This window comes from Saccharothrix sp. DSM 118769 (genome assembly GCF_052936295.1).
The window spans coordinates 7,105,833-7,123,866 of the sequence record NZ_CP193627.1 but is presented as its reverse complement, the minus strand read 5'-3'; the positions used below and the strand labels follow the sequence as shown (position 1 = coordinate 7,123,866).

The window sequence follows — 18,034 nt, the reverse complement described above, 5'->3', positions numbered from 1 at the left end:
GTGTTACTTGACCGCCTTGATCAGCTCGTCCAGGTCCTTCGGCTCCAGGCCGCGCATCAGCGTCAGGAAGATCTCGCTGTAGGTGCGGAACGGGCTGACGTACCACTTGCCGTCCACCTCGGTGGCGACCACGCCGACGCCGTCCTTGAGCACCTGCGCGCCGACCCGGCCGATGACGTCGATCGCCGCGGCGGGGATGTCGCGACCGCCCTGCTGCTCCACCAGCTGCGTGATCTCGTCCGCGCACAGCCGCTGCGTCTCGCCCTCGGCCTTGGCCGTGTAGCAGTCGCCGTCGCGGGTGATCTCGCCCTGCTCGCCGTTGACCTCCAGCACGAGCCTGCGGACCGTCACCTGCACGCCGCCGGTGACGTCCTTCGTGTCCGTCTCCAGGTCGATCAGCTTCGCGCCGCTCGCGGCCGTCCGACCCACCTGGTCGAGGAGGACCGGGCCGACGTCCTGGAGCACGCCCATCTCGTCCGGCGGCAGCAGGGCGATGACACCCTCCAGGTCACCGTCGAGCGCCTTCTCCACGAGCTGCTTCGCGGCGTCGCCGGCCGAACCGGCGCCGGCGGGCGCGATGCCCTTGGCGGGCCACTTCAGGTCCTCCTCCTCCAGCGCGGCGTGCGCGATGGTGTAGAAGAGGCTCGGGTACCAGTCGTCCCCGACCTTGATGGTGGCGATGCCGATCGGCTTGCCCTTGCGGTCGGCCTTCACCTTCGCGAAGTCCAGCGTCTCGGTCTGCGGCGCGGCCCGGTCCAGCTCCGCGCCGAGCGCGTCGACCAGCTTGTCGGTCAACGGGATCTGCTTGACGTCCGAGGTGATCGTGATCCTGCCCTCGACCACCTTGTTGATCGTCAGGTGGTCGTTGACCTTCTCCGCGGCGGCGTCGTCGAACTTGATGCCCTCGCTCTTGATCTCGACGCCGCTGACCTTGTTGGGGTCGGCTTCCTTCTTCAGGATCTCCAGCCGCTTGGCCTCGCTGACCGTGGCCTCGGTGTAGTCCTTGCTCAGCGCCGCCTCGGCGGGCGCCAGGCCGTTCATGATGCCCAGCACGTCACCGCTGCCCAGCGCGCTGAGCAGGTTGTTCGCCGCGGTGGAGGGGCTCTCCGAGCCCGCCGCGACGTCGTCGGAGCTGCGCAGCGCCCACACCGTGCCGACCGTGCCCGCGGCGAGCACGAGGACGGCGACGATCGCGGTCACGACCAGGCCGGTGCGCTTCTTCTTCGGCGGCTCGGCGCCGTAGCCGACCGGCGGCTGCCCGTAGGGCTGCTGCTGGCCGTAGGGCTGCTGCGGGAAGCCCTGCTGGGGGAAACCCTGCTGCGGGAAACCCTGCTGGGGCTGCTGGAACCCCTGCGGGCCGGTCTGCGGGTACCCGGGCTGCTGCTGCGGGTAGCCGCCCTGCGGGTAGCCGGGCTGCTGGGGCTGGCCGTAGGGGTTGTTCTGCGGCGGCCACTCGCCGCCGCCGCCACCTGGGTGGGTCACGGAGATCCTCCTGGACTGCTGTTCGCTGTGCGGGTTTTCGCGGTGAGCACGGTGATCGCCCCCGCGATCCCCAGCACGGCACCACCGAGGCTCACCACCGGTCCCGTCGAGCTGATCCCGACCAGTGCCGCCCCGTCGCCCCCTTGGACGGCGGCGAGAGCCGCCACCGTTCCCGTGATGGTGCCAAAAATCAGCGCGAGACAAGCACCGATTCGGGGAAAGCGCATCACCCACAGGGCCATCGCGCACACCGCCAGGGGGATCAAACCCACCCACAGCCCCCGCACCACCTCGCCCGGCACACCGTCCAACCCGGCGAAACCACGGAGCGCGAGCACCTCGTAACTCGTCCTGTCGACCGTCCCGGAGCGCAGCCACGGCAGGAACGTCCCCACCACGGCTGTGATCAACCCGACAGACCCGAGCCCGACACCCGTCCACGTCCTGCGCACCGCGCCATGCTCGCAGGCGTGTGGGACGGTGGTGGCATGGGTGCACGGGACGTGATGGCCGTCGCGCGGCGGATCACCGTGCTCACCGGCGCGGGCGTGTCGTTCCCGTCGGGCGTGGCGCGGTTCTCCTTCAGCGCCTCGGCCTACCTCGCCTCGGCGGCGGCGCGGCGCTCGGCGTGGCGGTCCTGGCTGGATGATCCGATGTGGACCGCCCGACCCAACGCCGCCCACCTCGCGCTGGCGGAGCTGGAGCGCGCCGGGCGGGTGCGGTCGCTGCTGACGCAGAACGTCGACGGGCTGCACCGGAGGGCCGGGTCGGCGGAGGTGCTGGAGCTGCACGGGTCGATGGCGCGCGTGGTGTGCGTGTCGTGCGGCGCCGGCGCGCCCGTGGAGGAGGCCCTGGCGCAGGTGCGCGCGGGCGCGGCCACCCCGGTGTGCGCGGTGTGCGGCGGCGTGCCGCGACCGGCGGTGGTGGCGTTCGGCGAGCCGGTGCCCGACCCCGTGCTGCGCGCGGCGAGGGCCGCCGCGCTGGACTGCGACGCGCTGCTCGCGGTCGGCACGTCGCTGACCGTGTCGCCCGCCTCGGACCTGGTCGCGCTCGCGGCGCGGGCGGGCGCGGCCGTGGTGGTGGTCAACCCCGGGCCCACGCCGTGCGACGACCTGGCGGCGGCCGTGGTGCGCGCGCCGGCCGAGGAGGCGCTGCCGGAGCTGGTGGCCGTGCCGGTGACCGCCACCGGGCCGGTGCGCACGTGGGGCGACCCGAGCACCTGGTGACCGCCGGCCCGCCCGGCGGGGCCCCGGCGCGGACACGCGAAGCGGTGGGCGCGCGGGACCGTCCCGCGGCCTAGCCGGCCCGCGGAACGGCCCATAAGGTCGGTTCGCATGCGCGTACCCCTGACCGTCGCCGACTTCCTCCACCGGGCGGAGCAGGTCTTCGCCGGGACCACCGCCGTCGTCGACGAGCCCGACCAGCCCGCGCCGCCCGTGCCGGCCACGACCTACGGCGCGTTCGCCGACCGCGTCCGCGCCTGGCAGGCCGGGTTCGACGCGCTCGGCGTCGGCGAGGGCGAGCGGGTGGCCGTGGTCAGCCACAACTCGGCCCGGCTGCTCGAACTGCTGCACGCCGTCCCGGCGTCCGGGCGCGTCTGCGTGCCCGTCAACTTCCGCCTGCGGCCCGACGAGGTGTCCTACATCGTCGGGCACAGCGGCGCGTCGGTGCTGCTCGTCGACCCCGAGCTGGACCTGCCCGGCGTCACCGCCCGGCACCGGTTCACCCTCGGCGAGGAGTCCGAGGCGCTGATGCGCTTCGACGCCGAGCCCCGGCCGTGGGGCGCGCCCGACGAGGACGCCACCGCGACGATCAACTACACCTCCGGCACCACGGCCCGCCCCAAGGGCGTGCGGATGACCCACCGCAACACCTGGCTCAACGCCGTCACGTTCGCCCTGCACGCCCGCGTGTGGGAGCGCGACGTGTACCTGCACGTGCTGCCGATGTTCCACTGCAACGGCTGGGGGATGCCGTTCGGCCTGGCCGGGCTCGGCGTGCCGCAGGTCGTGCTGCGCAAGGTCGACGGCACCGAGATCCTGCGGCGGGTCCGCGACCACGGCGTCACCCTCATGTGCGGCGCGCCCGCCGTGTGGAACGCGGTCCTCGACGCCGCCCGGGACTGGGACGGCGAGGTCCCGGGCCGCGGCCGGGTGCGGATCGTCTGCGCCGGCGCGCCGCCGCCCAGCCGCACCATCGCGCGCGTCGCCGAGGAGCTGGGCTGGGAGTTCCTCCAGCTGTACGGCCTGACCGAGACCTCGCCCCTGCTCACCTTCAACCGCACCCGACCGGGTGATGACGACCTGGCCCCGGAGGAGCGCGCCCGCAAGCTGTCGCGGGCCGGCGCGCCCGGCCTCGGCGTGCGGCTGCGGATCTCGGAGAGCGGTGAGGTGCTGGCCCGCGGGAACGTCGTCATGGACGGCTACTGGGACAACCCGGGGGCGACCGCCGAGGCGCTGGACGGCGGCTGGTTCCACACCGGCGACGGCGGAGCGCTCGACGACGAGGGCCACCTCACGATCTCCGACCGCAAGAAGGACGTGATCATCACCGGCGGCGAGAACGTGTCGTCCATCGAGGTCGAGGACGCCCTGTTCAGCCACCCCGCCGTGGCCGAGGCGGCGGTCGTCGGCGTGCCGCACGAGAAGTGGGGCGAGACGATCAAGGCGCTGGTCGTGACCGCCGAGGGGGCGGAGGTCACCGAGGCCGAGCTGATCGCCCACTGCAAGGCGCGGCTGGCCGGGTACAAGGCGCCGACGTCGGTGGAGTTCCGCGACGCCATCCCGCGCACCGCGACCGGCAAGGTGCAGAAGTTCAAGCTGCGCGAGCCCTACTGGGCGGACCGGGAGCGCGGGGTGAACTGATGTCGCGCCCGCGAAACCCGTGTGACCCGTGTGGCTGATGGTGCGCCCGGGTCGAGTGGTGGCGACGCGGCGGTGGTGGCATCGTTCCGGCACGTGATCGCGTGCCGCCGTCCGGCGCAACGCGGTGAGCCGAACGGCGGGAGGCGGGTGTCGTGACTCGGTGGGTGGTCTTCGTCGTGCTCGTGGTGTCCGCGGTGCTCGCCCTGGTGGGGTCGGCGGTCGCCGTGCCGCCGCCACCGCCCAACCCGAGCGACGCGGAGATCGACGAGAGCAGGCGCGACGCCGACGCCAAGGCGGCCCGCGTCGGCGAGCTGACCGGTCGGCTCGCCGACGCGGAGGCCAGGCTCCGGCAGCTGACCGACGACGTGGCGCACGCGATGGAGCTGGCCAACAAGGCGCGCGTCGACCTGGAGACCGCGCGGACCGAGGCGGACGAGGCGCGGCGGGGGGCGGACGCGGCGCGCGTCGAGGCCGACGCCGCCGCCCGCGCCGTCGAGGACGCCCGCACCGCGCTCGACGAGTTCGCCGCCGCCAGCTTCCAGCAGGGCAGCACCGTCGGCTCGGTCTCGGCGTACTTCGGTGCGACCAGTCCCGAGGACCTGCTCGCCCGCGCCCAGCTGCTGGAGGCCGTCGGCGCGTCGAGCCTCGACGCCCTGGAGGACGTCGAGCGCACCCGTGCCGAGATGGGCAACAAGGACGCCGCGGCGCGTGCCGCGCTCGACCTGGCCGACCGGAAGGAGGCCGCCGCCGACCAGGCCAAGCGCGACGCCGACGCCGCCCAGGCCGGTGCCGCGCTGGCGCAGCAGGGCCAGGCCGCCGCCGCGAAGGCCGCCCAGGACGACGTGGCCCGCGTGCAGGCCGAGCTGGACGAGGCGCTCGGCACCGTGGACGGCCTGGAGGACCAGCGCGCCCGCTACGACCGGTGGCTCGACGACAAGCGCCGCGAGGACGAGGAGGCCGCCCGGCAGGCCGCCCTGGCCGCCGCGCAGCAGCCGCAGGCCCCGGCCGCCCGGCCGGACCCCGTCGTGGCCGCGCCCGTCGGCGGCGGCGTGGAGACCGTCGTGGCGCGCGCCGTGCAGCACCTGGGCGTGCGCTACTCGTGGGGCGGCGGCAACTACGACGGCCCCACGGTCGGCATCCGCGACTGGGGCGTCGGCGACTCGCACGGCGACTACTACAGCGTCGGCTTCGACTGCTCGGGACTGATGATGTACGCGTTCGCGGGTGTCGGCATCTACCTGCCGCACTACAGCGGCTACCAGTACAACGCGGGCCGCAAGGTGCCGCTGTCCCAGGCGCGGCGCGGCGACATGCTGTTCTGGGGGCCGGGGGGCGGCACCCACGTGGCCCTCTACCTCGGCGGCGGCATGATGGTCGAGGCGCCGTACTCGGGCTCGTCCGTCCGCATCGCCCCGGTGCGCTACGGCGGCATCATGCCCTTCGCCACCCGCCTGCTCTGACCGCGTGCCGGTGACCCGGGAGCGGGTCACCGGCCGACGCGCTCCAGGCGCAGGTCGCGGATCTCCTCGCGGAGGGCCCTGATCTCGTCGGCGAGAACCCGGTCGTCGGTGCCCGCGGGGGTGTCGGTGCCCGCGGGGGCGTCGGTGGCGGCCGGGGTGTCGGGCTCCATCGCGCTGCACACCACGGCGATGAACAGGTTCAGCATGGTGAAGGTGCCGACCAGCAGGTAGACCACGAAGAACAGCCACGCCAGCGGCTGGGTGACCATCAGGTCCCGCATCACGTCCGACCAGCCGTCGCCCGTGGTGATCTGGAACAGGGTGAGCACGGTCGCGCCGAGGTCCGCGAAGCGCGGGTCGCCGCTCGGGCGGAACAGGTTGACCGCCACGACGCTGCCCACGTACAGCACGAGCAGCAGCAGGCCGGACAGCGACAGCAGGCCCGGGATCGACCTGACCAGGGCGCTCACCACGCGGCGCATGCTCGGCACCATCGCGATGAGCCTCAGGGCGCGCAGGATGCGCAGCGACCGCACCACCGACAGCGGACCCGCGGCGGGCAGCAGGGAGACGCCGACGACGACGAGGTCGAAGCAGTTCCACGGGTCGCGGAAGAACGCCAGGCGGTGCGCGTAGAGGCGGGCGGCCAGCTCGACCACGAACACCGCCAGCGCGATGGTGTCCACAGCGGACAGCGCGCCGCCGTACGCCGCGACCGCGGTGGCCGACGTCTCGCAGCCGAGGGTGATCGCGTTCACCACGATGACGCCGATGACGAAGCGCTGGAAGCGCTTGCCGTCCACGACGTCGCGGACCCGTTCGCGCAGCACCACGCCGAACTCCTTCTTCGCACACCGGGGGACGTCGGGCCCATCGGCGTACCGGTGGTCCGGCTTGAGCCGGTTCACCCGGTCGGGAGCTCGCGGGAGTCCACAAAGGATTGTCGCGGTAATGGGGTGAATATTCACTCTGCCGCATTCCTCCGACCTCGTGGGGTCGTGCGTCTCGATCGGTGGCGGCGGCCCCGCCGGGAGGGGAGTTGCGCCACCCGGGGGTCCACCGGATAACCGATCCGCCCGAACGTGATTTTCGGTAGCGTCGAACACCAGGGGAAGTCACGTCCAGGGGGGACCATGACGACCGATTTCGCGATTCCCGACAACGGCGGATCACCATGCGGCGGATCACCACACGACGGATCACCACACGGCGGACGAGCGCGATGACCGGGGACCTGTACCGGGCGGTGCTCGAACGGGGTGACGCCGCCGTGCTCGTGGTCGACCGGCACGACCTGGGGGTGCGGTGGGCGTCCCCGGCGGCGCGGCGGCTGTTCCGCGGCGCGTCCGGCCCGCTGCCGGACCTCGTGGCGCCCGCCGACGCGGCGTCCGTCGGCACGTTCCTGCACGCGGCGGGCAGCGCGGGGGCGTCCCGCTGCACGTGCGCGGTGCCCGTGGAGGGCTCGGCCCACCGGCGCGTCGACCTGGTCGTGCGCGACCTGGCGGAGGAACCCGACGTGGGCGGGCTCGTGGTGGTCGCGCTCGACGTCACCGGGTGGGCGGAGACGACCGCCGAGCTGGGCCGGCGGCTCAACACCGACGCGCTGACCGGCTTGGCGAACCGGACCGGCTTCCTGCCCCGGTTGGAGCAGGCGGTGCGCGGCGCGCCCGGACCGGTGCTGGTGTGCCTCGACCTCGACCGGTTCAAGGAGGTGAACGACCGCCACGGGCACGCCGCGGGGGACGACGTGCTGCGGCTCGTGGCGGCCCGGCTGCACGCCGCGGTCGACGGCCGGGGCACCGCGGCGCGGCTGGGCGGCGACGAGTTCGCCGTGCTGCTCGACCGGCTCGACGAGGACCAGGCGGTCGCCGCCGCGCACGAGATCCTCACCGCGATGGGCGGACCGCTGGTCGTGGGCGACGACGTGGTGCGGGTGTCGGTGTCGGCCGGCCTGACGTTCGTGCGCCCCGGCCGCGGCGCGGAGGACCTGCTGCACCAGGCCGACCTGGCGATGTACCGGGCGAAGGCGGTCGGCCCGGTGACCGTCTACGACGACGGCCTGGAGGACTGGGCGCTGGCCCGCAAGCAGCAGGTCGACCTCCTCGCCGAACGCCTCGCGCAGCTGCGCGCCGAGAACCGGGCGCTGGCCGAGGCGGCGACCACCGACCAGCGCACCGGTCTGCCGAACGCGGCCACGTTCGACGCCGACCACCAGCGCCGCAACCGCGCGGGCGAGCCGTACAGCCTGCTGCTGATCGACATCGACCGCTTCCACAGCTACAACACCCTCTACCGCTACCTGGCCGGGCACGAGGCGTTGCGCGCGGTCGGCCAGGCCATCAGCGGCACGGCCCGGGCGGGCGACCGCGCCTACCGCTACGGGGGTGAGGAGTTCACCGTGCTGCTGCCCGGGACCAGGCTGGACGGCGCGCTGGCCCTGGCCGAACGCGTCCGGCGAGCGGTCGAGCGCCTGGGCGTGGAGCACCGGGGCACGCCGGAGGGCGTCGTGACGGTCTCGATCGGCGCGGTCGAGGTCGCGCCGGGCGCGTCGGTCACCGAGGCGGTGGAGCAGGCCAGCGTCGCCGTGCTGGAAGCCAAGGACGCGGGCCGCAACCGGGTGGTGGGGCGCTGGGCGTGCACACCCTGACCTGCTCATCTGTTCACCCGCCCGCCCGCCGCCCGCCCGCTCACTCACCCGCCCACTTGTTCACCCGCCCGCCCGCTCACTCACCCGCCCGCCCAGCGCCGCTGACCGCCGCTGACCGCCGCTGACCGCCGCTGACCGCCGCTGACCGCCGCTGACCGCCGCTGACCGCCGCTGACCGCCGCCGTCGTCGGTCGCGCCGACCCCGGTACGATGGAGAATGTAGGATTGTTGAACGATCCTACAGCGATGATCGGGTGGTAGTGCGGCGCGGGTGAGGGGGTGGGCGAGGAGTGCGTCGCCGTGCGTTTGGGTGGTTACGAGGGGTGACGATTCTTTTGGGTCACCTGCATGGGGGGACGTTGAGCTGAATGCCGCGTCAATGACTACTCAAAGTAGAAAACAGAGGTGAACAGGTCTCAAGTTCATGAACTCGACCGGCCGTACCTGGAGAACTTGGTGACAGCGGGTTAGTAAAGGGGCCTCCCGACCCCAGGAACCGGTGCCCCCGTGAACCACGACCTCATGCACTCCTCCGGAGACCTCTCCACCCTCGTCGTCGCCTACGTGGTCGCCGTCGTCGGCTCGCTGATCGGCCTGGCCTGCATGGCCCGCGCCCGCACCGAGCGGCAACGGCAGGTGAAGGTCCGCTGGACGGTGTTCGGCGCACTCGCCATCGGTGGCATCGCGATCTGGCTCATGCACTTCGTCGCCATGCTCGGCTTCGACGTGCCCGGCGCCGTCGTCAAGTACTCCGCGCCGCTGACCGCCCTGTCCGCCGTCGTCGCGGTCGGCGTGGTCGGGCTCGGGCTGTCCCTGGTCACGTTGGTCCGCTTCACCCGGATGCGGCTGCTCCTCGCCGGTACCCTGGCCGGCCTGGGCGTGGCGGGCATGCACTACATCGGCATGTCGGCCCTCCGCTTCAAGGGCGAGATCGGCTACGACCCGGTGCTGGTCGTCGCCTCCTGCGCGATCGCCGTCGTCGCGGCCACCGCGGCGTTCTGGTTCACCCTGGTCGTCAAGACCGCGCAGGCCACCGTCGCGGCCGGGTTGATCATGGGCGTCGCGGTCACCGGCATGCACTACACCGGCATGGCCGCGGTGACCGTCACGAGCGACCCGACGCTGGCCGCGCCGCAGGGCAGCACCGTGTTCGACCTGGTGTTCCCGGTGTTCGTGACCAGCGGCCTGGTCGTGGCCGTGCTGCTGTGGATGCTGTTCACCTCCGGCGACGACGCGGTCGGCGAGCCCGCCTGAACCGGCCCCCGCGACCCGAGCCCCCGCGTCCCGGCCACCCACGACCCGAGCCCCCGCGACCCGGCCCAGCCGCTACCGTGGGCCGCGTGTGGTCGGCGGTGGTGCTCGCGGGTGGGCGGGGCAGCAGGCTCGGCGGCGTCGACAAGGCGTCGGTCGTGGTCGACGGCCGCACGCTCCTCGACCGCGTGCTCGACGCCGTGGCGGGTGCCCGGGAGACGGTGGTCGTCGGACCTCTCCGGGACGTTCCCGGCCTGGACCTCTCGGGCGTGCTGTGGGCGCGTGAGGACCCGCCCGGCGGCGGGCCGGTCGCCGGGCTCGCCGCAGGGCTGGCGCACGTCACCGCGGACGTCGTGGTCGTGCTGGCGGTGGACCAGCCCGGCCTCACCAGGTCCACAGTGGACCGGCTCAGGTCCGCCGTGGACAACGCGGACAACGCGGGCGCGGTGCTCGTCGACGCCGGTGGCCGGGCGCAGTGGCTGACCGGCGCGTGGCGCGTCGACCGCCTGCGCGCGGCCCTGCCCGCCGACCCCCGCGACGCCTCCGCGCGCTCGGTGCTCGACCCGCTGCGCCCCGTCCTCGTGCCCGCGCTGGCCGGCGAGGCCCGTGACGTGGACACGCCCGCCGACCTGTAGACCCTTTACAAGGTCCATACCGCCGGCAGGGGAGACTGGGAACAGTCGCACAACCCTGTTCGAGGAGGACCCTTGTCCGAGCCCGCCGCCGAGGCGCCCACCACGCCGGCTCGTGACGCCCAGCTGCTCGAGCGCACCGTGTTCGAGGTCAAGCGGGTGATCGTCGGTCAGGACCGGCTGGTCGAGCGGATGCTCGTCGGCCTGCTCGCCAAGGGGCACCTGCTGCTGGAGGGCGTGCCGGGCGTCGCCAAGACGCTGGCCGTGGAGACCTTCGCCAACGTCGTCGGCGGCTCGTTCTCGCGCGTCCAGTTCACCCCCGACCTGGTGCCCGCGGACATCCTCGGCACGCGCATCTACCGCCAGGGCAGCGAGACCTTCGACGTCGAACTGGGCCCCGTCGTGGCGAACTTCGTGCTCGCCGACGAGATCAACCGCGCGCCCGCCAAGGTGCAGTCGGCGATGCTGGAGGTCATGGCCGAGCGGCACGTGTCCATCGGCGGCAAGACGTTCCCGATGCCCACCCCGTTCCTGGTGCTGGCCACCCAGAACCCGATCGAGAACGAGGGCGTCTACCCGCTGCCCGAGGCGCAGCGCGACCGCTTCCTGTTCAAGATCCAGGTCGAGTACCCGACGGCCGAGGAGGAGCGGGAGATCGTCTACCGGATGGGCGTCGAGCCGCCGGTGCCCGCCCAGGTCCTCGGCCCGGACGAGCTGGTCCGCCTCCAGGGCGTGGCCTCCCGGGTCTTCGTGCACCACGCGCTGGTCGACTACGTCGTGCGGCTGGTCATCGCCACCCGCGCGCCCAAGGAGCACCAGCTCACCGACGTCGCCGGGTGGGTCGCCTACGGCGCCTCGCCGCGCGCCAGCCTCGGCATCATCGCCGCCGCCCGCGCCCTCGCGCTGGTCCGCGGTCGCGACTACGTGCTGCCGCAGGACGTCGTGGACGTCGTGCCGGACGTGCTGCGCCACCGCCTGGTGCTGTCCTACGACGCGCTGGCCGACGGCGTGCCGCTGGACCACATCATCACGCGCGTGCTCCAGACCGTGCCGCTGCCGCAGGTCTCCGCCCGCCCGTCGTCGCCGCAGCCCGCGGGCAGGCCGTGACCGGGAACACCGAGGACGACGCCGCCGACGCCCGCCCGAACTGGGCGCCGCCGGTCCTGCACGGTGGCCGCATGGAGGCCGCCCTGCGCACGCTCGAACTGGAGGTCCGCCGCCGGCTCGACGGCCTGCTCCAGGGCAACCACCTGGGCCTGGTCCCCGGGCCGGGCTCGGAGCCCGGCGAGGCGCGGCCCTACCAGCCCGGTGACGACGTGCGGCGGATGGACTGGGCGGTCACCGCCCGCACCACCGTGCCGCACATCCGCGAGACCGTGGCCGACCGCGAGCTGGAGACGTGGCTCGCGATCGACCTGTCGCCCAGCCTCGACTTCGGCACGGCGGCGTGCGAGAAGCGCGACCTGGTGGTCGCCGCGACCGCGGCCGTGGCGCACCTGACCCGCGGCGGCGGCAACCGGATCGGCGCGCTGGTGTCCACCGGCGACCAGCTCGTCCGGGTGCCCGCGCGCGGCGGCCTCGCGCACTCGCGCGGCCTCATCCGCAAGGTCGCCGAGACGCCGCGCGCCCCCGAGGGCACCCGCGGCTCGCTGGCCGAGGTGGTCGAGCAGCTGCGCCGCCCGCCCCGGCGCCGCGGCCTGGTCGTGGTGATCTCCGACTTCCTCGGCGGCATGGAGTGGCAGCGGCCCCTCAAGGCGCTCTCCGCCCGGCACGACCTGGTCGCGATCGAGGTCCTCGACCCGCGCGACATCGACCTGCCCGACGTGGGCACGGTCGTGCTCGCCGACCCGGAGACGGGCCGCCAGCGCGAGGTCGTCGCCTCGCCGCTGCTGCGCCGCGAGTTCTCCGCCGCGGCCTCCGAGCACCGCGCCGGGGTGGCCGCCGGCCTGCGCCAGGCGGGCGCGGGCCACCTGGTGCTGCGCACCGACTCCGACTGGATCGCCGACACCGTGCGGTTCGTCGTCGCCCGCAAGCGCCGCTGGTCGGGAGGGGTGGCCTGATGAGCCTGTCCGGGTTCACCGCGCCGTGGTGGTTCCTGCTGCTGGTCGCGGTCGCCGCGGTCGCCGCGCTGTACGTCGTGCTGCAGCGCGTGCTGCGCAAGCGGACGCTGCGCTTCGCCAACCTGTCGATGCTGGAGAAGGTCGCCCCGAAGCGGCAGGGCTGGTACAAGCACGTGCCGGCGGCGTTGCTGCTGGTCGCGTTCATCCTGCTGACCGTGGCGCTGGCCGGGCCGACCGCCGAGCAGAAGGTGCCGCGCAACCGCGCCACCGTGATGCTGGTGATCGACACGTCGCTGTCGATGAAGGCCACCGACGTCAAGCCGTCCCGCCTGGAGGCCGCGCAGGTGGCGGCCAAGTCGTTCGCCGACGGGCTCACCCCGGGCATCAACCTGGGCCTGATCTCGTTCGCCGGGTCGGCCACGGTGCTGGTCGCGCCGACCACCGACCGGGGCGCGGTCACGTCGAGCATCGACGGGCTCAAGCTCGCCCAGTCGACCGCGACCGGTGACGCGATCGTGGCGGCACTCGCGGCGATCGACTCGTTCGGCAAGGTCGTCGGCGGCGCGGACGGCCCACCGCCGGCGCGCGTCGTGCTGATGACCGACGGCAAGGAGACCGTCGGCACGCGCAAGGCGTTCGACGCGGCCGAGGACGCCAAGAAGGCGGGCATCCCGATCTCCACGATCTCGTTCGGCACCGAGGAGGGCGTCGTCGAGATCGAGGGGCGGCGCCAGGACGTGCCGGTGGACGACGACTCCATGAAGGAGATCGCCAAGCTGTCCGGCGGCGAGTTCTTCAAGGCGGCCAGCGCCGAGGAGCTGCGGCGGGTCTACGACACGCTCGGCGAGCAGATCGGCTACGAGAAGAAGCAGTCCGACGCGTCCCGGCCGTGGGTCGCGCTGGGCACCGTGCTGGGCCTGCTGGCCGTGGCGGGCGCGCTGGTCTTCGGGCAACGCCTGCCCTGACGGGTGAGGCACGGGGGCGGGTGACCGACCCCGTGCCTCACCCGTGCAGGTCGCGGTAGACGGCCGCCGCACCGGGGTGCAGGGGCACGCCGACCGTGCCGATGAGGCTGCGCACGTCGAGGAACTGGGTGCCCAGCGCCTGCTCCGGGACCAGCTCGGCGGCGCGCGACACCAGCGTGCGGGTGACGGCGGCGGCGGCCTCCCCGTCCAGCGACGCCCTCCCCACCAGCAGGTTGGCCACGCCGATCGTGGGCACCTCGCGCCCCGCCCCGTACACGCCGACCGGCACCGCCACCTGCTCGTACACCGAGCCGTGTGCGTCCCGCAGGCCCGGCACCAGCTCGGCCAGCGGCAGCAGCCGGATGCGGGACAGGTCCTCCAGCCTGGGCGTGGGCACGCCGCCCGACCACAGCACGGCGTCGATCCGCCCGTCGGCCAGCATCGCCGCCGCGTCGCCGAGCCGGTGGTGCACCACCCGCACGGAGTCGCGCAGGCCGAGCGCGTCGAGCATCCGCCACCCCGTCAGCGACGCGCCCGACCGGGCCGCGCCCAGCGACACGGTCCGCCCGGCGAGGTCGGCGGCGGCACGCGCCGGGTCGTCCTCGCGGACCACCAGTTGCAGGTAGTTCTCGTACACCCGGCCCAGCGCGCGCAGCTCCAGGGCCGGGTCGGCGACGTGGGCGGCGTCGACCAGGGTCAGCGCCAGGTCCGCCCGGCCCTCGGCGAGCAGGTCCAGGTTCGCCAGGCTGCCCTCGGTCTCCAGCACCCGGCCGCGCACGCCGGTCAGCCGGCCGGCGAGCAGCGTGGCGAAGTCGAAGTACATGCCGCCGCGCTCACCGCCGGCGACGGCCAGCTCGCGGGACGGCTCACCCGCCGTGCAGCCGGTCGCGCACCCGGTGGCGAGCAGGCCCAGCAGGAACGCCCGGCGGTTCACAGCGCCGGCTCCAGCGGCAGGGTCACCCGCGCGGTCAGGCCGCGGTCGGACGACAGCGCCAGCGCCCCGCCCCGGGCGCGCACCAGCTGGTCGGCGATGGCCAGGCCCAGCCCCGTGCCGGGCCGGTCGGACCGGCCGCGCCAGAACCGCGCGGTGGCCATCGCCAGCTCCCGCTCCGTCATGCCCGGCCCGTCGTCGCGCACCTCGACCCACCCCGTCCCGGCGGCCCGGTCCGCGCCCAGCGCCACCCGCACCGCGCCCCCGTACTTCACCGCGTTGTCCAGCAGCACGTCCAGCACCTGCGCCAGGTCGGACTCCGGGCAGCGCACCAGCACCGCCAGGTCGGGCACCGGCGGCACCGGCACCTGCCAGAACCCGGCCCGGTCCACCGCCACCGCGCCCACGTCGGTCAGCTCCGGCTCGCGCCCGCCCGCCGCCACCTCCGTCGCCGTGCTCTCCGCCGCGGCCAGCGCCAGCAGCCCGTCCAGCAGGGACTCCAACCGCTCGATCTCGGTGACGCCCGCCGTGTAGGCGACCACGCCGTCCGGTGTCACCTGGGCACCCAGCGCGTCCATCCGCAGCCGCAGCGCCGCCATCGGGTTGCGCAGCTGGTGCGAGGTGTCCGCGATGAGCCGGCGCTGCTGGTCGGCGGCCTCGGTGACGGCGTCGGACATCCGGTTGAACGACTCCGACAGCTCCCGCACCTCCGGCGGGCCGCTGCTGCCCGGCACGTGCGCCCGCCGCTCGCCCGCGGCCACCGCGCGCACCCCGATCGCCAGCTCCGCCAGCGGTTCGAGCAGCCACCGCGCCACCACCTGCACGAGCAGCACCGACACGGCCGCCGCGGCCAGCGCGCCGCCGAGCACCCACAGCCACCGCTCCGTCACGTCCGCCGCCGCGCGCTCCACCGACGCCCGCAGCACGACCGCGCCCGCGACCCGCGTGCCGGTGCCGACCGGGCGCGCGAACACCACGTGCCCGGACGACCAGGGGGTCAGCGTCGCCACGGACGGCGTGGGCTGGTTGCGCAGCGCCGCGTCCAGGGCCTGCGCGAACAGCGGGTCGCCGGCGGGCAGACCCGCCTGGGCGACCGGCCGCCGCCGCGCGTCGACCACCACCACCGGCTCGCCGTACAGGGCGAAGTACGCGCCGACCTCGTCCTCCAGCGCCGCGTCGTCCCGGGTGGTCTCGGCGTGCTGCGCGAGCACGGCGAACCGGTCCAGGTCGGCGGTGCGGCTGAGCACGAACCGCTGCGTGCGCTCGGTGGACGTGGCCGACAGCAGCGGCACGGCGAACCCGGCCACGGCCGCGGCGGAGAACAGCAGGAGCACCAGCAGCAGGCGGCGGCGCACCTACTCGCCCAACCGGTAGCCGAAACCGCGGATCGTGGTCAGCAGGCCCGGCCGGCCCAGCTTCCCCCGCAGGCCCGCCACGTGCACGTCCAGCGACCGCGACACGGCCAGGTACGCGTCGCCCCACACCTCGTCCATGACCTGCTGGCGGCTCACCGCCGTGCCCGCCCGCGCGGCCAGCACCGCCAGCACCTCGAACTCCTTCGTGGTCAACGCGACCTCGACGCCGCCCACCAGCACCCGCCTGGCCTCCAGTTCGACCTCCACGTCGCCGACGCGCACCGTGCGGTCCGCCGGCCCGGCCACCGCCGCGCTGCGCCGCGCCACCGCGTCCATCCGGGCCAGCAGCTCGCCCAGGCGCACCGGTTTCACCAGGTAGTCGTCCGCGCCCAGGCGCAGGCCGCGCACGACCGACCGCTCGTCACCCCGCGCGGTCAGCACCAGCACCGGCACCGGCGAGACCCGCCGCACCTTGCGCAGCACGTCCAGGCCGTCGATGTCGGGCAGGCCCAGGTCCAGCAGCACCAGGTCGAAGCCGCGGTGCGAGAGCAGCGCGTCCGCGCCCCGGCTCACCCGACCGGGGCGGTGCCCGTTGTCCACCAACGCCGCCACCAGTGCCCCGGCGACCCCGTCGTCGTCCTCGACCAGCAGCACCCGCACAGCGTCACCCCCTTCGGTTGCGGCGATTATCGTCCCCTGGGTGTAGACAATGGGGCGTGAGCATTCAGGAGCAGCTCCCGGCGAGCCAGCTGGACGAGGCCAGCGAGGCGCTGGAGGAACTGGCGGGCGTACTGGCGGGCGACCAATCGTTGGAGGACGCGCTCCAGCAGTTGGTCGAGTCGGTGTCCCGCGTCATCCCCGACGCGGACAACGTGTCGGTGACGGTCCTGGGCTCAACCGGTCCGCACACGCCGGCCGCGACCGACCAGAAGGTCCGCACGATCGACGCCGAGCAGTACGAGGCGGGCAACGGGCCGTGCCTGGAGGCCGCGCGCACCAGGAGACCCGTGCGGGCGACCCTGCACGGCGGTCGCGAGAAGTGGCCGGAGTTCGCCCGCGCCGTCGAGCGGATCGGCGTGCGCGCCTACCTGTCCGCCCCGCTCGTCGTGGACGACGAGGCGATCGGGGCGCTCAACCTCTACAGCGGCGCCGACCACGCGTTCGACCCGTTCGACGAGGCGCTGCTGCGGCTGTTCGTCACGGCCGCGTCCACCACCATCACCGGGTTCCGCCGCTACGACCGGTCGCGGGCCCTCGTGCGGCACCTCCAGGCGGCGCTGGAGTCGCGTGCCGAGATCGACCAGGCCAAGGGCGTGCTCATGGCCGCGCACGGCATCGACGAGGGCGAGGCGTTCGCCCGGCTCGTCGCCGAGTCGCAGCGGCACAACACCAAGCTGCGCGAGGTCGCCCGCAACCTGCTGGCGTCCGTGCGCCGACCCTGATTTGTCACCCGCCTGACAAAAGGGATTCGCGTTTTTCGTTTTTCGGCAACAGCCGCGGATCGACCGGTTCGAAATCTTCTCCCGCTGGTTACAGTGTCTGTGGAAAGCCCATTTCCCCATTACTGGTCCGAGGAGGAGCATGCGCCAGAACCGCGTCGCCCTGGTGGGCTGTGCCGCCGTGGTCACCGCCGCGCTGTCCGCGTGCACCGGTGAGCCGGCGCCGCCGGCGCCGGCGGCCAAGACGTTCGACACGCCGCAGGCGCTGGGCGAGGCCAGCCTGGTGGCGGCCGAGGCCAAGGGCTCGGTGACCGTGGACCTGGACCTCGCCACCAACGGGAAGGGCAGCTGCGGGCTGCGCACCGACGACTTCGCGGCCTCCTGCCGGATCTCCACCGCCGACGCCGACGAGGTCGCGTACGTGATGGTGCCGGACGGCATCTACGTGCGCATCCCCGCCGGGCAGGCCCCGCAGCCGGACAAGCCGTGGCTCAAGCTCGACCCGGACGACCCGGCCAACGCCCTGGGGAGGGCGATGGCGGCCGTGGCCGTGCACATCCGCGACGCCGCCGACATCCGCAAGGCGCTGCCCGAGGGCGCGCGGATCGTGGACAAGGCCGAGGAGGAGGTGGCCGGGAAGAAGACCGTCCGGTACACCGCGCACGTGACCGCCGACGGCCGGGCCTCGGTGCTCAAGCTGTGGGTGGACGAGCAGGACCTGCCGGTGAGGACCGAGGTGAGCACGCCGGTCGAGGGCGGGGGAGCGGTGGACGTCGTGGCGGACTACCGCGACTGGGGCGCGCCGGTCGACATCACCCCGCCCGCGCCGGAGCAGGTCGGCCAGCTGCCGTCGCTGCCGGGCTAGGACCGCGCGAGGGGCCGGCCCGCGGGAAGCCCGCGGGCCGGCCCCTCGTCCGGGTCGGCTGAGTCCGGGTCGGCCGGGTCCGG

At 74.0% G+C, this 18,034-nt stretch carries 17 protein-coding genes; 11 read left to right on the top strand and 6 right to left on the bottom strand.

Annotated features, from left to right (window positions below):
- Positions 1–3 precede the first annotated feature (3 nt).
- A complete protein-coding gene (locus ACRAKJ_RS29550; RefSeq protein WP_438926204.1) occupies positions 4–1,482 on the bottom strand; it encodes a flagellar basal body protein FliL in 1,479 nt (492 codons plus the stop codon).
- The gene (locus ACRAKJ_RS29545) at positions 1,479–1,877 is read right to left on the bottom strand and encodes a hypothetical protein (protein ID WP_447008751.1); all 399 of its coding nucleotides are present in this window, start codon (positions 1,875–1,877) and stop codon (positions 1,479–1,481) included. The genes ACRAKJ_RS29550 and ACRAKJ_RS29545 overlap by 4 nt, the downstream gene beginning before the upstream one ends.
- Positions 1,878–1,970: 93 nt before the next feature.
- Between ACRAKJ_RS29545 and ACRAKJ_RS29540 the strand changes: the two genes are divergently transcribed.
- The 3 genes from ACRAKJ_RS29540 (at position 1,971) to ACRAKJ_RS29530 (ending at position 5,806) form a co-directional block, all read left to right on the top strand.
- Positions 1,971–2,708: a Sir2 family NAD-dependent protein deacetylase gene (locus tag ACRAKJ_RS29540; protein WP_438926206.1), complete on the top strand. Its 738-nt coding sequence runs from the start codon at positions 1,971–1,973 to the stop codon at positions 2,706–2,708.
- 108 nt (positions 2,709–2,816) lie between these two features.
- Positions 2,817–4,346: an AMP-binding protein gene (locus tag ACRAKJ_RS29535; RefSeq protein WP_438926207.1), complete on the top strand. Its 1,530-nt coding sequence runs from the start codon at positions 2,817–2,819 to the stop codon at positions 4,344–4,346.
- A gap of 152 nt (positions 4,347–4,498) precedes the next feature.
- Complete coding sequence (locus tag ACRAKJ_RS29530; protein WP_447008750.1) at positions 4,499–5,806, top strand: NlpC/P60 family protein; 1,308 nt, start codon at positions 4,499–4,501, stop codon at positions 5,804–5,806.
- A gap of 26 nt (positions 5,807–5,832) precedes the next feature.
- On the opposite strand, the gene ACRAKJ_RS29525 is transcribed toward ACRAKJ_RS29530, so the two are convergent.
- Positions 5,833–6,639 (bottom strand): ion transporter, encoded by an 807-nt coding sequence (locus ACRAKJ_RS29525; protein ID WP_447008749.1) that lies wholly within the window; start codon positions 6,637–6,639, stop codon positions 5,833–5,835.
- A 389-nt stretch (positions 6,640–7,028) separates the two neighbouring features.
- Between ACRAKJ_RS29525 and ACRAKJ_RS29520 the strand changes: the two genes are divergently transcribed.
- The 6 genes from ACRAKJ_RS29520 to ACRAKJ_RS29495 all read left to right on the top strand — a co-directional run bounded on the left by ACRAKJ_RS29520 (position 7,029) and on the right by ACRAKJ_RS29495 (position 13,361).
- A complete protein-coding gene (locus tag ACRAKJ_RS29520) occupies positions 7,029–8,453 on the top strand; it encodes a diguanylate cyclase domain-containing protein (protein ID WP_438926290.1) in 1,425 nt (474 codons plus the stop codon).
- Positions 8,454–8,960: 507 nt separating this feature from the next.
- The gene (locus ACRAKJ_RS29515) at positions 8,961–9,707 is read left to right on the top strand and encodes an MHYT domain-containing protein (protein ID WP_438926291.1); all 747 of its coding nucleotides are present in this window, start codon (positions 8,961–8,963) and stop codon (positions 9,705–9,707) included.
- A 77-nt stretch (positions 9,708–9,784) separates the two neighbouring features.
- Positions 9,785–10,339 carry an NTP transferase domain-containing protein gene (locus ACRAKJ_RS29510; RefSeq protein WP_438926292.1) on the top strand — a complete coding sequence of 185 codons (555 nt, stop codon included), beginning with the start codon at positions 9,785–9,787 and terminating at the stop codon, positions 10,337–10,339.
- A gap of 72 nt (positions 10,340–10,411) precedes the next feature.
- Positions 10,412–11,443, top strand: a complete 1,032-nt coding sequence (locus ACRAKJ_RS29505; protein ID WP_438926293.1) for an AAA family ATPase — start codon at positions 10,412–10,414, stop codon at positions 11,441–11,443.
- A 71-nt stretch (positions 11,444–11,514) separates the two neighbouring features.
- Complete coding sequence (locus ACRAKJ_RS29500) at positions 11,515–12,396, top strand: DUF58 domain-containing protein (protein ID WP_438926300.1); 882 nt, start codon at positions 11,515–11,517, stop codon at positions 12,394–12,396.
- Positions 12,396–13,361, top strand: a complete 966-nt coding sequence (locus ACRAKJ_RS29495; RefSeq protein WP_438926294.1) for a VWA domain-containing protein — start codon at positions 12,396–12,398, stop codon at positions 13,359–13,361. Before ACRAKJ_RS29500 ends, ACRAKJ_RS29495 begins: the two co-directional genes overlap by 1 nt.
- 37 nt (positions 13,362–13,398) lie before the next feature.
- On the opposite strand, the gene ACRAKJ_RS29490 is transcribed toward ACRAKJ_RS29495, so the two are convergent.
- The 3 genes from ACRAKJ_RS29490 to ACRAKJ_RS29480 are packed head-to-tail and all read right to left on the bottom strand — an operon-like array spanning position 13,399 to position 16,307.
- Positions 13,399–14,295 carry a TAXI family TRAP transporter solute-binding subunit gene (locus ACRAKJ_RS29490; RefSeq protein ID WP_438926295.1) on the bottom strand — a complete coding sequence of 299 codons (897 nt, stop codon included), beginning with the start codon at positions 14,293–14,295 and terminating at the stop codon, positions 13,399–13,401.
- Positions 14,292–15,647, bottom strand: coding sequence for an ATP-binding protein (locus ACRAKJ_RS29485; protein ID WP_438926296.1), 1,356 nt, complete (start codon positions 15,645–15,647; stop codon positions 14,292–14,294). Before ACRAKJ_RS29485 ends, ACRAKJ_RS29490 begins: the two co-directional genes overlap by 4 nt.
- Positions 15,648–16,307, bottom strand: a complete 660-nt coding sequence (locus ACRAKJ_RS29480) for a response regulator (RefSeq protein WP_438926297.1) — start codon at positions 16,305–16,307, stop codon at positions 15,648–15,650.
- Between the two features lie 56 nt (positions 16,308–16,363).
- On the opposite strand from ACRAKJ_RS29480, the gene ACRAKJ_RS29475 reads away from it, so the two are divergent.
- Positions 16,364–17,089, top strand: coding sequence for an ANTAR domain-containing protein (locus ACRAKJ_RS29475; protein WP_438926298.1), 726 nt, complete (start codon positions 16,364–16,366; stop codon positions 17,087–17,089).
- A gap of 139 nt (positions 17,090–17,228) precedes the next feature.
- The gene (locus ACRAKJ_RS29470; protein ID WP_447008748.1) at positions 17,229–17,951 is read left to right on the top strand and encodes a hypothetical protein; all 723 of its coding nucleotides are present in this window, start codon (positions 17,229–17,231) and stop codon (positions 17,949–17,951) included.
- The last annotated feature ends 83 nt before the right edge of the window (positions 17,952–18,034 follow it).

What these genes read in the sequence shown, in the direction of transcription:
- ACRAKJ_RS29540 (WP_438926206.1), top strand. Translation starts at nt 1,971, where the DNA reads ATGGGTGCACGGGACGTGATGGCCGTCGCGCGGCGGATCACCGTGCTC.
- ACRAKJ_RS29535 (WP_438926207.1), top strand. Translation starts at nt 2,817, where the DNA reads ATGCGCGTACCCCTGACCGTCGCCGACTTCCTCCACCGGGCGGAGCAG.
- ACRAKJ_RS29520 (WP_438926290.1), top strand. Translation starts at nt 7,029, where the DNA reads ATGACCGGGGACCTGTACCGGGCGGTGCTCGAACGGGGTGACGCCGCC.
- ACRAKJ_RS29500 (WP_438926300.1), top strand. Translation starts at nt 11,515, where the DNA reads ATGGAGGCCGCCCTGCGCACGCTCGAACTGGAGGTCCGCCGCCGGCTC.
- ACRAKJ_RS29495 (WP_438926294.1), top strand. Translation starts at nt 12,396, where the DNA reads ATGAGCCTGTCCGGGTTCACCGCGCCGTGGTGGTTCCTGCTGCTGGTC.
- ACRAKJ_RS29470 (WP_447008748.1), top strand. Translation starts at nt 17,229, where the DNA reads ATGCGCCAGAACCGCGTCGCCCTGGTGGGCTGTGCCGCCGTGGTCACC.